Origin of the sequence: Nitrincola alkalilacustris (assembly GCF_008973755.1) — a bacterium.
Classification (GTDB): Bacteria; Pseudomonadota; Gammaproteobacteria; order Pseudomonadales; family Balneatricaceae; genus Nitrincola; species Nitrincola alkalilacustris.
Genome location: NZ_WBOM01000008.1, coordinates 152157 through 166056, shown reverse-complemented (window position 1 = coordinate 166056; position 13900 = coordinate 152157). Strand labels below are relative to the sequence as shown.

Below are 13900 nucleotides of genomic sequence, written 5' to 3'. Positions count from 1 at the left end.
CACCAATAGTACACCAGCAACCACTATCTTAAATTAATGGTCGGATCGCTGCTCAGTATCCAGATTTCTCGAATCAATCCATTAGCATTCTGTACTGTTTCTGCCACATTGAAGCCAACCAACTGAGAGGGCTGCAGGGCATCTTCACTGCCATATACACGCAAGGCTGAAGATAGCATAAATTGGTCTTCCGATATTTCAATCACTCCCTGTGCTCGGTCAATACTGTCAATATGACCCACGTTGTCATATGGCAATTTCTGTTCCGCGAGAGCCGCTGCTGCATAAAGCAACAGCATCAACACTCCGATACCAGCCAGCCTGTTCATCGCAACTGCCTCCATGAGATTCTGTCTCGGTCACCACCACCTGAGCCGGGCTCCGTCACAGTTTCCATATTCCCACTGGAACCAGACAGAACCTTGAATTCCAACTCACCATCATCAATGATGGTGGGTGTATCGATGATACCTACATTCGATTGAATGCCACTGGGCGGCACAAGTTCGCCATTCACACTGATCATATCATCCTCGTTGAACTGCTGATCATCATTGATATCGAACACCGGATCCGGCAGTCGCCCTCCGGTTTTAGGATCGATCTCCATAAGCCAGCTGGTGCCACCGAAGTCACAGGGATCCTGTGATGGGATGATTGTTGCGAAGATAACACGCCCGAGATGAATCAGAGGCTGACTGACAATCCGCTCTCCCTGTCGGTTATTGTCATGCACAAGATCCATGAACCAGCCCTTGTCTATATCGAGCACTTCATTCTTTGTGACAACACGCAGATTATACTCACCGTTTGGTGAAGGCCCTTCCCAGATAATCTCCTGCTCAACCAGCGTACTGCGATCTGTCTCCTGAACCCTCTGCCCCAGGTCCTTAATGCCATAGATAGACTGTAGCGGTGGATTGCCGGATGTATCATTATCCCCCACTTCAAAAAACTTCCCAGTGCCGAAGATAACAATACGCCCACCCTCAGGAAGCCCACCAACAGCGGGCCGTGACGTGATGGGTTGCACATTCTCATCCGGGCTTGGGCCTAACGCCTTAAACAGAGGCAAGGAATTCTGCCCCTGCTTGAAGGCAACATCCCACTGATTGACGCCATTACCAGTGAAATCGAACTTCCACAAATTACCTTTGAGGTCTCCTGCGTAAGCCTCAGTGATAACACGCTCATTATTGGCAACCAGAGTAGGTGCTGAAAGGCCATTTCCGCCTTCATCATCCACTTCAATTTTCTTGATCAGCGAACCATCGTCCATATCCACTATATACAGCGCGGCCGTACGATCGTTGCTGTGATAACCATTCCCGAACACCGCCACCCATTTCCAGGCATTATTGGCGGTCTGCATGCGGGCAACTGTAGGCCGACCAAAGGTATAGCCCAGATCCGGGTCGGTGAACTCCCAGAGTACATTCGCATCGTTAAACGCCCCCGGCTCTGTTACATCCAGCGCGAAAATACTGTTTCCTCCCGCGCCAAGACCACCGACCAGAACCGTACGCCACTGCCCACCACGCTGAATATGACTGACATTGAACTCACCATCCACAAAGAAACGATGGCTGTAGTTCTGATCAGCCAGCTCCGGCATTGTCGGAATCACGGCATTGGGCACAAAGGCGAAATGCTCAACACCGGTATCGGCATCAAACGCATGTACCATGCCATCATTGGCGCCCACATAGATGGTGGCACGTCGACTGGTTTCTGCCAAAGCCTTGTTCTGCTCCAAAAAGGTAATGTAACTGGCTGCAAGATCATTATTGTTGGCATATCCGAAATTCAGCTCCTCACCCACGTATACGGGTGGCGAATTGATAATATCCCCGAGTGGACTGAGACGATCACGAAACGAGCCTCCGTTGCGTATCTCATCCTCATCACTGCCACGCAGATAGTTCACCAACTCTTCACTGATAAGGTGTGTGGCCTGATCGGCGGTGATACCATCACTCCATTCGAACTTAACGCCTGCATTGGTTGCAGGATTAATCGTGAAGATTTTCCGGTCATTAGGATCAGGAATATGATCAGCTGCATTCCACAGGAGTGAGAACTGCGCATCACCTGTCTGATAGGGATCAAACCCATAGGCCAGCAGCTCGCCACTCCAGTCGGCACTATTGAAGCGGCCCTGGTAAATACGCGTGCCAGTGGACAACTGAGTAGAGTTTGATGCCACCGCCACTGAAGAGGCCTCTGTACGCGCCACAACATCCTCAAGAATCCGGGTGAACTGCTTGGAAAACTCGTTAGGATCCTTGGCAGAGAAGAAGCCACCACGCGAATTGATCCCAGCATGTAACAGATCGTCCAGCTTCGCTGCAAAGGCAGAGAAGGGAGCAGGGTCCGGCCAGCTGATCGGATCGCCATCTATCACCGCCTGCCAGGCCACTTCCGGGTCAATACTGCCCTCGACACCAAGACCAACACCATAGGTGACCATATGCTGCCAGAAAGCTTCATTTCTGTTACTGGTAGGGACACGGTTATCAAGGCCTGTCGCTGTGCCTGCCGGACGAAGATCTCGATTCCAGTAATGCATTGCCACATCGGCCAACGTATTACTGCGGCTGTCCCGATAAGGGTCTGCTGCCGTATATTGATAAGTGCTGCCATCCGGAGCGGTAATTGTCGGGCCTGTGGTGTTATCCACGTTGCCAAGGCTCGGCCCACCACCATTCCAGTAACCGTCTGTCATCAGGATTGAATAACTCTGACGGCACTCGAGATGATCACTATCCACACCTTGGCCTGGTGACTCTGACCAGGGGCCATCGTTGTCACTGCGGCTGAAGTAAGTCCCAGCATCGTTCAGGGCGTTACGAAGTGGTGTGCCAGCAATCGGGACATCGCGATCGTAAAGCAGCCCAAAGAACTCATCACGATCCGAGCTGGCAAAACGTCTGACACCACGGATAATCGAAGACGTACTCAGACCATCCACATTGTTGCTGCCCTGGTTGATGGTACCAAAACCCACTCTGAGACTAGCCGGCAACTGAGAAAATGCTCGGCCAATCCCGCCGCGTGCAGCCAGAATGCGAGATCGGTGATAGCTGTACCAGTTGGCAAAATTTTGTATTTCTTCCTGATAAGTACAAGCCGTATGATCATCACAATCAAAGCGATCTTCGCTGCGCGCATAGGTATTGCCTGAACGAATTTCGACTCGGGTATAACTGCTCGCCTCTGTCAGGTCACCACTGTTGTACTGAAAATAGGTTGCTGGCCAGAAACTGAGATTGGCGGTATCACACAGGTTTGCATCAGAAGAGTTCTCTGTCGCATTATCGCGCACCCAGCAGGCACGTTGCGTGTTATCAATTGTCAGGTTGCGCCATCCTTTCTCAGGCAGCGAGGGATTATGCAGTGCCTGCTGAGGGTCAGCATTCGACCAGGAAGAGCCAAAAGCATCCACCCAGGGGAGATAAGTCACATCAGGATTGTAATAGACCGGATTGACATGGCTGGAGCGAAAATAGGCTGCCCAGCGGTTGTCCGCCTCAAAACGCGGCACAAGATGGAGGCGCGCAGCACGATAGGTGGATGATCGCCAGTAATCGCAACTGGTCGAAGTGCCACTGCTGTAAATACAATCCTGAAAAGAGACCCCAGCCGGTGTACCTGTCGTCTGATGATGTGGATACACATAGGGCACCATACGGCCCACCCAGGAACCAGTACCCTCGAAGGTATCTGTCAGCTCATCTCCGATGGTTTCAAAATGCATGGAACCGGAGTCATCGAGCAGGAACATCAGGTTGGCTTCAACCGGTGTGGTCAAAAACAGAGGGTTTTGCGAAACTTCACCACTGCCAGAAACAGCACAATCTGCCTCTAAACCAGTTATCGTAAAGGTGCCTCTGCAGCGATTACTGGTCCAGAAAGTATTTGGATCAGGATCCCCAAAACCATATCGGCTTACATTACAACTAGTTCCTGTTACCAACTGCACATTCAGAATTTCTGACAAGGTAGCAATTGTGTGGTTTTGCCTGGCCACAACATTGGCGCCGTAGAAAGTCGGACCAATAGTGATTTCACACTCTGACGCCTGCACACGGCTGGCTGTCGCTGACAAGAGCCCTATCAGCAGTAGCATCGACAGCATCCACTGCCAAAGGCGCAGTCCACTATTATGGGTCAAGCCTAGCTGCGCCGAACCGGAACACCTTATGCTCATGTTCTCTCTCCTGATTGACCGCTCAACGGCTGATTAAAGCAGATTGGTTTGCAAAATAACGACAGCCGCCTCGGTGCCACCTACCGCAAAAACCGTTACCCGGAACATGTTGGATGTGGTTTCGCTGACAGGCCCGAACTCTATATTCTCCACCACAGGCTCACCGCCAGCTGGAGCATTCGGCGCAACCAGTGTTTCCACAACATACATTGGCTGACTGAGTACACCTGCAAGATCACCACCATACTCTGTGACACGAAAATCCACATGAGTACTGGTATCTGTAAATATGCCTGCCCAGAATGCCGGATCACCAGAGTTGGTGACAATTTCACTACCCAATGGGATTGCCGATGCCGTTCCCTGACGAACCGCTCGCTCAGCCTCACGTAGAGCAGCCTCAGCAGCCTGGAAAGCCAGATTGCGATCACGCATATTGCCTGACATGCGCTCCTGCATGGATGTCCCCTGCATGGCACTGGTGCCGATCAAAGTCAGCAACAACAGTATCAGCAAACCGACAACCAGCACGGCACCCTGCTGATGACGATGTAGATGAGTTGTCTGTTTACGTTTCATCATCAGCCAACCCTCAAGGAAGACGGTTGCGGATTGCAACCGTCGTCGTGAATACCTGATACAGACGTCGATCCGGCGCAGGTGTCGTCACGCCATCACCAAAAGGGGGTGGCAGAAACTGTACCTGGCTAACGACATTTTCTTTAGCGGCACTGCCAACCAGAAGATTAATCCTGACTGCCAGCACATTAGCCATATCTGCCACCTGATCGGCCCTGACATAACGGTTAATGACACCATCATCGTCGGTGTCTTCGCCAAACAACAGCAACATACGACTGACGCCCTCAATCAATGGCGTATCGTTTCGGAAGAGCGTCAGTTCGTCATCTGCTCCAGAGTCCTCAGCCACATAGTACACAGTCCGCTGCAAGCGGCTAATTTCAGCGTCTACATAATTACGGCCCAGATGAGTCGTCCAGTTACCGGGAGAAGTACCCCCTCCGGTGTTATGCACAAGCGAACCAGATGTATTCGGATTGGCGTTGGTCACCTGAAAGATTGAGCCCGACTGACAGTCAGACACAAGCAATATATCACCTTGCACTATACCATTGCCGGCGGTTGTCTGAATATTCGCAGACCCCGGATTTGCGGGCGTACCGGGGTGTGCTGTAACTACCAGACCAGTATTCACAATGCTTGAAATAGCCAGAATATCACTGCCAGCCTGAGGACTCGTGATCAGAGAGGTTGTCGGAAGGGAGGGACTCCAGGTACCAGTAGCAGCATCGCCCTGATAGCCCACCAGACTGGCCGTGAAATCGACATCAAAGGCTGGAGCTGCAGGGGGGGTCGGATTCAGGGTATTTCGAATCAGGCCATTGGCAAGCGCACCATTGGTGCGCGGCGCTTCAGACGTATAACCACCTAGACATCCGAAGTATCCAGCTTCACGGATATCCCGGCTGAGCAGTTCAAGAGCAAAGCGCCCATTCTCCTGAACACGCCACAAACCCTCCTGTTGTCGATAGGTCTGCTGAGTGGTACTGAACAAGCTGATCATGCCCCCTATTACGAACAGGCCAATCAGCATTGCGATCATCAACTCGATCAGCGTAACACCTGACTGATACCTGATGGCTTTCAGGCTGCGTGGCTGGTGACGGACACTCATATCTCTGTCTCCATCGCAAAGGCCTGAGGAGCACTGCCATCGCGGCTGTCATCCCATCGAACAGTTATACGAAACTGATCCCCCACCAACCCCTCTACCTCTCCCTGCCCGGCAGGCAAAGCCAACTCAATGCAGTGCTTCCACTGATCAATGTCTACTGCAGATGTGAAAGGGTTGAGTGCAGCACCACACAAATTATTGCCCGTGGCAGCCGTGGCGAAAGGAGTATCATAGTCACCATTAAGCGCAGCGACCCGATTTACACGCATTCTGTCAGCCAGGTCATAGGCCAGACTCGTAGCCTGAGTACGAAAATAAGCGCTCTGATTCATTTTCGCGGAGTTGAACTGCAGCCCGGCCATGCCGAGCATACCGATTGAGAGCACGACAACAGCCACCAGCACCTCGACCAGGCTGACCCCCTGCTGTCGTTTAGATAATTTACTAACTTCCACAGTCAATCCTGCCCACGCTGATTCTCCCTGTCACACGGATATCCACCGCTCTGGCCTTGTCACCCTTGCACCCTTCATAGTAGGCATCAAAGGTGATGGCATCGCCAGTCAGACCACCCAACCCATTGAATACGACATCTGCCTGAGCCAGGCTGATCACTGCCCCGATCTGGGGACTGCTCCAACTGCGGATCACAGTGCCGTCAGGTGCCAGCACAATCCAGCCGACGGTCCAGTCATTTCCTGAGCAAGTCTCCTCATTCAGGCTGGGGCAGACGGTGATATCATCACCTCGACGCACTGCTTCGCTGCGAGCAAGATTGAAGGCATAAACAATCGCATTTGCCAAGGTGGTGGCACGGCTGTTCTGCACAGTCGAGACAAAACTCGGGGCGGCAACACCGAGAAGCACGGCCAGTACCGATACGGTTACCATCAACTCAACCAGTGTCAGGCCAGCCTGAGGATGTTTAATCATTGAGGTCAAACCCAGTTTATCAGTCGTCCCTGACTGCGCTCCCTGATATCAGATCCCTTGATATAGCAATACACCAGCTATCGGGAGCTATCTGGCCCCTTGGCTGAATCTCTTTAAATCAATCATTTAAACTGATAGTCATGTACTTGATACTTTCCCTGTAAAAAATTGTCTGGAAGCATCAACTCAATAATACACATTGAACAAATAATAACCTACTTCTATCTTTTACATATTGTCCAAAAGGACAATGAATGACAAGGTAGTATTATTACTTCATTAACAGGCACCCTTGACTCTACCTCACGCTAGAAATGAAAATCTGATCAACTCTCATTCAAGCGAATCAGATAGAAAGTATTAACATAACAAGCTCATAGGAAGTAACCAAATCACTGCTTTGAATACTCCTCTGCTGATAGGCCTAAAAGTACACAACCTTCTTAGGCTGGTTACTGCTCAGGTTAATACTCACTCATACCACTTATGCATGAAACATGACCATTCATCCCTTTCCCTCTGCACAGCCAGCTATGACATGTTATTAATTAAGCAGGGAGTCTGGGATCCTATCTTCCTAACTTAAATCATGGGCACTTTATGGAATCGCAGCGAGCAGGACTATGAACAAGATAAAAGGTTTCACCCTGATTGAAGTGATGATTGCTGTTGTGGTTGTCAGCATTCTGGTTGCCATAGCTTACCCCTCCTATCAGCAGTACCTGATTCGTGGAAACAGGGCCGAAGCGCAGTCTTTCCTTATGGACCTTGCTCAACGCCAACAGCAATTCCTGATAGACTCAAGGAGCTATGCGGATACTTTGGGAGCACTAAATGCACCTATTCCTGAAAATGTGAACCGCCATTACACAATTGCAGACCCTACAGTCCAAACCACCCCCCCGGCGTTTACCATCACGGCCACTCCAAGAGCAAACACAATGCAATCAGGCGATGGGGCACTAAGTATCAACCAAGCGGGTGAAAGACTTTGGAATGGCAACCCATGGTAATAAACCCAGAGTATTGCTAATGGCTATGATTCGCTCGAGCACCCGAGAAAAACACTCTCTACAAAACGGCTTTACATTGATAGAGAGCATGGTTGCAATCGCCATTGTTGCGATTCTAGTCATGGTTGCGATTCCAGGGTTTCAGACTCTGATAGCCGAACAGCAAGTCAGAGCTGCTGCGACTGATCTTCATACCAGCATGTTGATTGCAAGATCGGAAGCAATCAAGCGCAATCAAACTATTACCCTGAGACCGGCTTCAGGTGAAAGCTGGGCTGATGGCTGGCTTATCCCCAATCCCGCTACTCCCGGTTCAGACGATGACCCTGTCAATCGAGAACGCTTGACCAGTAGTGTCGCCATCAACAGTAGTGTATCGGCATTGAACTTCAGACCATCCGGCAGACTGACCATAGCGGGTGATGTTAATTTTGAGCTGGAGTCCTCCTTGAAATCGGATAGCAAGCGCTGTCTTATAATTGGCCTGGATGGGCGTGCGGCAATCACTAAAGGAGGCTGTTCATGACTCCTTACTCATCAAAAATCCAAGGATTTACATTACTGGAAGTTCTTATCACCCTGCTGGTGTTGGGTATTGGCTTACTCGGCTTGGCCGGCCTTCAGGCACGCATGCTGAATGCCGAACTTGAAGCCTATCAGCGAACTCATGCTGTTATGCTTGCTGAAGATATGGCCAGTCGCATTAAAGCTAACCCAACCGCAGCCAGAAATCTGGAGTACAGCAGTGAAACAGTCTATGGTACCGGCAGTGGTATTGGTGACAGCTGCGACCCATCCGACATGATCAGCTTCGATTTGTGCTCCTGGAGTGCAAACCTGCGCGGTACATCAACCACTCAGACTGGTGGAGAGAATGTTGGCGCCATGATTGGTGCACGTGGTTGCATAGAAGCCATAGGCGGGGACGCGACCTCTGAGGTAGAAATACGCGTAACCGTTGCATGGCAAGGCCTCAGCTCAACCGTCACGCCATCAGTTGACTGTGGCGCCGGAGAGTACGGCCCTGATGATAGTCTTCGCCGTGCAGTATCCATTACCGTGATGCTGGCTTATCTGGGAGTCTGATGATGATCATTCAGGATATTCAGAACACCCCCAGACCCCAGAGAGGCTTTACCATCGTTGAGGTGATGATTGCGCTGACAGCCGGTCTGATCATCATGTTGGCATTGACTGAAGTGTTTACCAACAACAGTAGAACCCGTGGCGAATTGGAGAAAACAAACCGCCAGATAGAAAATGGCCGATATGCCATGCTGCTGTTAACTAATGAACTCAGTAATGCGGGTTTTTTTGGTGAAGCGGGAAATCCAGACCCAAACATACCACCATTACCATCGTCACCAACTTTCACTAACAATAATCTTACCTGCCCAACTGATAACGACGAAATAGAGATTCTGCTCAATCTGCCTTTATTCGGTGAAAACAATACAACTTCAGCGCCCTCATGTTTGACCGGTTTCAAATCAGGTAACGACTTCCTCACAATAAGGCGCTCAAGCACTTGCGTTGCAGACTCAGGTGATGGCTGTGATCCTTTCCTTGCAAATGCCCACCACCTGCAAGTTTCGGCCTGCCAAACTGATGACCCCGGCTCAATCCAGATCGGTACCAGCCTTGCAGATATGACCTTGTTAGCAAGAGACTGCTCAAATCCTGCTCCCATTTATCGCTTGCTGAATCGAACTTATTTTATCACCAGCAACAATGTCCTGAGCAGAGCTGAATTAGGTGCCGGATCAACGTACACCGTTACCCCACTGGTTGATGGCATCGAGGCACTTCATTTTGAATATGGTATAGATAACAACGGCAATGGTGAACCCAATCTTTTCACCAACACACCGGCACTTACCGACCTATCTGACGTGGTCGCCCTACGTGTATGGATTTTGGTACGCAGCCTGGAACCATCCCCGGGACATCTGGACAACAGAACCTACACTCTGGGAGGAGAAACTCCCGTGACATTTAACGACAATATTAAACGCCAGTTGTACAGCACCACTGTCCGAATCAACAATATTGCAGGACGACGGGAGGAACCATGATAGCCACTCTTCCTATATCATCCCAAAAGCAGCGGGGTGCGGTGCTTGCCATCGCTTTGATCATGCTCTTGTTGATCACCCTAATGGCCGTCACGAGCTTCAATATGTCCAGAAGCAACCTTCAGGTCACTGCCAATCTGGAAAACCGAACTCAGGCCATCATGATGGCAGATGCTGCGCTTGAAGAAGCAATAAGTACGACTCTGTTTTTCAATAACCCGAACAATGTGTTTATCAACTCATGCGAAACCAACAACACCAAATGCTATGACATCAATGCAGATGGCAATAATGATATTACCGTTACGGTTCAACCTCCTCAGTGCATCATTGTGGCACCCATTACCAACTCTGATCTCAACATAGAGGACCCAAACGACGTTGGCTGCCTGATTGAAACCGGTGCCAATTCTTTATGTGCTGACTCAATCTGGGATCTACAAGCCGTAGCTGTGGACAATCTGACTGCAGCGCAAGCGACGGTTCGCCAAGGTGTCGGCGTCCGAGTTTCTTTAAATAATGTTGCGGCAGCCTGCCCATAACAGGGGAAAGTCATGAAAACCTTACGCAGATTACTCAACTTCATTCTAATCAGTATGATGACCCTTTTTATCCCTCATCTGGCATACGCTGAAGATATTGACATTTTTGTGGGCGGCACAGGCACCAGTGGTGGATTACCCAATATCCTGATTGTACTGGATAACACATCCAACTGGTCCAGACAAAGTCAACAGTGGCCGGGAGGTCTTACCCAGGGGCAGTCAGAAGTAAGAGCTATCAAGAACTCACTGGCTGGCTTAACCGGAAAAGTCAATGTCGGGCTTCTCGAATTCACAACTCAGGGTAACGCAAACCAGAATGGTGCTTTTGTACGCTTCGCTCTTCAGGAGCTCACTGCCAGCAGCCAGATAACTCTCAACAACAGGCTGGATACAATTTTTAACAATATCAACAGTCCAGCAGAGCGCCGCAACTCAAATGAAGAGTACGGCTTTCTGATGTACGATATATATAACTATCTGACCGGCTCAAACCAGTCCTATGCCGGAGCTGGGACACCTGAATCTTTGGCAGATCCAGACGGATATGTCACTAACTTCAGCCAATTCAAGTCACCACTGGTTGATGAGGACATGTGTACTCAGACATATGTCATTTTTATCGGCAACCCGAACAACAGTGGACCATCAAGCGATGACTCTGCCAATAGCCAGATACTCAGAGAGTTGTATAACGAAGCTGGAGGTACGGCTGCAAGGCTTGCCACAGAAAATAGCGGCACTCCCCTGCCCATTCCCCTTTTCACCACCACCACTGAAACAATCGTTACCTCGGTCACTCAACCTGATAACCCTGCACATGTTGATTACTCAGCCGCCTGTTATCAAACCAACAACCCTGGTGTGAGCGCCTGTACTACAGCTGAAAATAATGCGGGTGGGCTCTGCTTCGGCAAAGCCAACTGTGCCTGCTCCACCAGCTCACTGGATGGCAGTAGCTGTGCGCAGAACAACCACTATCGTCTGGCTGTTCAGATAACCGATGAGGTCACAACTGTGACGCCGACAGGTCAGACAGATAACACTAAAGGACGTGACTGGAACTTCGATGACTGGGCACGATTCTTCTACGTTCATGGTATCCCCATCGACTATCTTGATGTAGACAATACTCCCCAAGTCTATCGTGCCCCTGTAATCACCTATACGATTGATGTGTTTAACAAGCAGCAAAATGCTGACCATACCGGCCTGATGCTAAGCGCCGCTAATGTTGGTGGTGGCCGTTACTTCGCAGCAAGAAATGAGGAGTCTATCCAAGCTGCAATTGACTCCATAATTTCAGATATTCTATCAGTCAACTCTACTTTCGCAGCTGTTGCTCTGCCGTTGAGCGCCACAAACCGCGCCCAAAATGAGAATCAGGTATTTATCGGAATGTTCAGACCTGATCAGTTTGCCGCCCCGCGCTGGTTCGGCAATCTCAAGCAGTATCAGGTCGGCATATTCGGCGGTACCGTTCAGTTGGCGGATGCACGTACTCCTGCACAACCCGCAGTGAACCCGCTCACCAATTTCGCTTCAGAATGTGCCGAAAGCTTCTGGAGTGAAGACTCTGCAGGTTTCTGGCAAGACAAGGGGGTCACCCCACCACCCAGAAGTGTCTGTACAACATTGCCTGCTGGCGATGAAGATGCCCCATGGTCTGACCTGCCTGATGGACCATTCGTTGAAAAAGGCGGTGCTGCCCAACAAGCACGTGGAATCGCGACAAGCGCTGATCGTGTCGTATATACCGTCAGTAGTAATAGCCTGACGCCGCTCAGCTCTACTTTCAATGACAGCCTTGGTGGAAACAATGTTCGCCAATACACTCGTGGTTTCAATACTTCTGGTGATACAGCACGCATTCACATTCATGGGGACGTGGTGCACTCTCGTCCACTACCGATCAACTATGGTGACAATATTGGAACAACTGTTTTCTATGGTGCTAATGACGGGCTATTCCGCGCTATCTCCGCACAAACTGGAGAGGAGAGGTGGTCGCTGCTGGCACCTGAACACTTCAGCCAGATGCAGCGTTTGTATGATAATGAACCACTCGTAGCCTTTCCGAATCAGGACCCATCAGCCAATCCAGAGCCAAAGGATTATTTTTTCGACGGGTCAACCGGACAACTGGTCATCTATAACAATGACAACGAAGTGGATCTGGCTTATATTTACCCGACTATGCGCCGTGGAGGCCGTATGGTGTATGCCCTTGATGTGTCCAACCCTGTTTCGCCGTCTCTGCTATGGCGTATTGGTTGTCCCAACACGAGCAATGATAGCGGCTGTACCAGTAGTGACTTTACGAGCCTGGGGCAGACCTGGTCACTTCCTCAACCAGCGCATGTTGGCGGCTACCCTCTAGCAACAGAGCCACTTGAGCAGTGGCCAGAGCCATTAAGAAGTCCAACGCCACCCATTTTGATCTTCGGTGCTGGTTACGACAACTGTGAAGATACTGATGCGCCGATCACAACCTGCGATGCCAGTTCAAAAGGTCGCGGGATCTATATTGTCGATGCATATACGGGTGACTTGATCAGGCACTTTGAAACCGACGGAGCGGTGGCAGCTGATATCAAAGTAGTTGATACTGACTACGATGGGCTGGTCGACTTTGCCTATGCTGTCGATTTAAGTGGTAATGTCTGGCGTATCAACTTTGTAAACCCGGTTACCAAAGATGCCCTGGCACCTGCCGATTGGAGCATCCACAAGATAGCCTACACTGCCGATTCACGTAAGTTGTTTAATGCCCCTTCAGTACTGCCATACAAGAATACTGTGTACCTTGCATTTGGCAGTGGTAACAGAGAACGTCCTCTGGAAACAAACTACCCCTATGAAGAAGATATTGACGATCGCTTCTTTGTCTTCCTTGATTATCCAACGGATAATACTGCCATCGACCTGGACGGCATTCTGATCACTAACTACTCAGTTCCGACTGATTGTGATGCTCAGGGTATTTATCCAACAAGCAGTCAGCGTGGATGGTTTATGAGCTTACCTGGCCAGGGTGAGCAAGTTGTTACCACCTCTGCAATTGCAGCGGGCTCAGTATTCTTCAACACCTACCGACCCGGTGGTGCAACTGCTGGAATGTGTACCCTGCCGCTGGGTATAAGTACTGCGTACCGTGTAAATCTCTTCACCGCTTCTGGCATGATTGGTGTAAACAATGTCTGTGGTGGTGATAGATCAGTAGAAATCCCAGGTGGCGGCATGCCGATTGCTCCAGTTATTGGTACTGTTGTGCCAACCAACCCTGGCTGTGTAGGAGATAACTGTGCAGATGAGCCTCCGGTAACTTTCTGCATAGGTTGTGAAGGACTGGAGCCAGTTGAGTTGTCTCCGGTTATTCAGCAGACACGGTCACGTATCTACTGGAACGTCGACACTGACCGATGATAACC

At 50.2% G+C, this 13900-nt stretch carries 12 protein-coding genes; 6 read left to right on the top strand and 6 right to left on the bottom strand.

What is annotated here, in order from left to right:
- Positions 1 to 23: 23 nt before the first annotated feature.
- Genes F7R27_RS15050 through F7R27_RS15025 form a run of 6 tightly spaced genes read right to left on the bottom strand, consistent with a single transcriptional unit; the run spans position 24 to position 6839 of the window.
- Positions 24 to 329 (bottom strand): hypothetical protein, encoded by a 306-nt coding sequence (locus tag F7R27_RS15050; RefSeq protein ID WP_168927525.1) that lies wholly within the window; start codon positions 327 to 329, stop codon positions 24 to 26.
- On the bottom strand, positions 326 to 4210 hold the full coding sequence (locus F7R27_RS15045) for a pilus assembly protein (protein WP_151705079.1): 3885 nt from the start codon (positions 4208 to 4210) through the stop codon (positions 326 to 328). The genes F7R27_RS15050 and F7R27_RS15045 overlap by 4 nt, the downstream gene beginning before the upstream one ends.
- Positions 4211 to 4243: 33 nt before the next feature.
- A complete protein-coding gene (locus F7R27_RS15040; RefSeq protein WP_151705078.1) occupies positions 4244 to 4792 on the bottom strand; it encodes a pilus assembly PilX family protein in 549 nt (182 codons plus the stop codon).
- Positions 4793 to 4802: 10 nt separating this feature from the next.
- Complete coding sequence (locus tag F7R27_RS15035; RefSeq protein ID WP_151705125.1) at positions 4803 to 5906, bottom strand: PilW family protein; 1104 nt, start codon at positions 5904 to 5906, stop codon at positions 4803 to 4805.
- Entirely contained in the window at positions 5903 to 6361 is a 459-nt protein-coding gene (gene pilV, locus F7R27_RS15030) for a type IV pilus modification protein PilV (RefSeq protein WP_151705077.1), read from the bottom strand. The genes F7R27_RS15035 and pilV (F7R27_RS15030) overlap by 4 nt, the downstream gene beginning before the upstream one ends.
- On the bottom strand, positions 6351 to 6839 hold the full coding sequence (locus tag F7R27_RS15025; protein ID WP_151705124.1) for a GspH/FimT family pseudopilin: 489 nt from the start codon (positions 6837 to 6839) through the stop codon (positions 6351 to 6353). The genes pilV (F7R27_RS15030) and F7R27_RS15025 overlap by 11 nt, the downstream gene beginning before the upstream one ends.
- Before the next feature lie 623 nt (positions 6840 to 7462).
- Here F7R27_RS15025 and F7R27_RS15020 point away from each other — a divergent pair.
- The 6 genes from F7R27_RS15020 (at position 7463) to F7R27_RS14995 (ending at position 13895) form a co-directional block, all read left to right on the top strand.
- Positions 7463 to 7852, top strand: a complete 390-nt coding sequence (locus tag F7R27_RS15020; RefSeq protein WP_151705076.1) for a type IV pilin protein — start codon at positions 7463 to 7465, stop codon at positions 7850 to 7852.
- Positions 7853 to 7871: 19 nt separating this feature from the next.
- Entirely contained in the window at positions 7872 to 8378 is a 507-nt protein-coding gene (locus tag F7R27_RS18940; RefSeq protein ID WP_168927523.1) for a GspH/FimT family pseudopilin, read from the top strand.
- Positions 8375 to 8938, top strand: coding sequence for a type IV pilus modification protein PilV (pilV, locus tag F7R27_RS15010; protein WP_151705074.1), 564 nt, complete (start codon positions 8375 to 8377; stop codon positions 8936 to 8938). Before F7R27_RS18940 ends, pilV (F7R27_RS15010) begins: the two co-directional genes overlap by 4 nt.
- Positions 8939 to 8940: 2 nt before the next feature.
- Positions 8941 to 9927, top strand: a complete 987-nt coding sequence (locus F7R27_RS15005; protein ID WP_168927522.1) for a PilW family protein — start codon at positions 8941 to 8943, stop codon at positions 9925 to 9927.
- A complete protein-coding gene (locus tag F7R27_RS15000; RefSeq protein ID WP_151705072.1) occupies positions 9924 to 10469 on the top strand; it encodes a PilX N-terminal domain-containing pilus assembly protein in 546 nt (181 codons plus the stop codon). Before F7R27_RS15005 ends, F7R27_RS15000 begins: the two co-directional genes overlap by 4 nt.
- 687 nt (positions 10470 to 11156) lie before the next feature.
- Positions 11157 to 13895 (top strand): pilus assembly protein, encoded by a 2739-nt coding sequence (locus F7R27_RS14995; RefSeq protein ID WP_168927521.1) that lies wholly within the window; start codon positions 11157 to 11159, stop codon positions 13893 to 13895.
- The last annotated feature ends 5 nt before the right edge of the window (positions 13896 to 13900 follow it).

Coding starts and splice junctions, on each gene's coding strand:
- F7R27_RS15050 (WP_168927525.1), bottom strand. CDS start 329: ATGAACAGGCTGGCTGGTATCGGAGTGTTGATGCTGTTGCTTTATGCA.
- F7R27_RS15045 (WP_151705079.1), bottom strand. CDS start 4,210: ATGAGCATAAGGTGTTCCGGTTCGGCGCAGCTAGGCTTGACCCATAAT.
- F7R27_RS15040 (WP_151705078.1), bottom strand. CDS start 4,792: ATGATGAAACGTAAACAGACAACTCATCTACATCGTCATCAGCAGGGT.
- F7R27_RS15035 (WP_151705125.1), bottom strand. CDS start 5,906: ATGAGTGTCCGTCACCAGCCACGCAGCCTGAAAGCCATCAGGTATCAG.
- F7R27_RS15025 (WP_151705124.1), bottom strand. CDS start 6,839: ATGATTAAACATCCTCAGGCTGGCCTGACACTGGTTGAGTTGATGGTA.
- F7R27_RS15020 (WP_151705076.1), top strand. CDS start 7,463: ATGAACAAGATAAAAGGTTTCACCCTGATTGAAGTGATGATTGCTGTT.
- F7R27_RS18940 (WP_168927523.1), top strand. CDS start 7,872: ATGGCTATGATTCGCTCGAGCACCCGAGAAAAACACTCTCTACAAAAC.
- pilV (WP_151705074.1), top strand. CDS start 8,375: ATGACTCCTTACTCATCAAAAATCCAAGGATTTACATTACTGGAAGTT.
- F7R27_RS15005 (WP_168927522.1), top strand. CDS start 8,941: ATGATCATTCAGGATATTCAGAACACCCCCAGACCCCAGAGAGGCTTT.
- F7R27_RS15000 (WP_151705072.1), top strand. CDS start 9,924: ATGATAGCCACTCTTCCTATATCATCCCAAAAGCAGCGGGGTGCGGTG.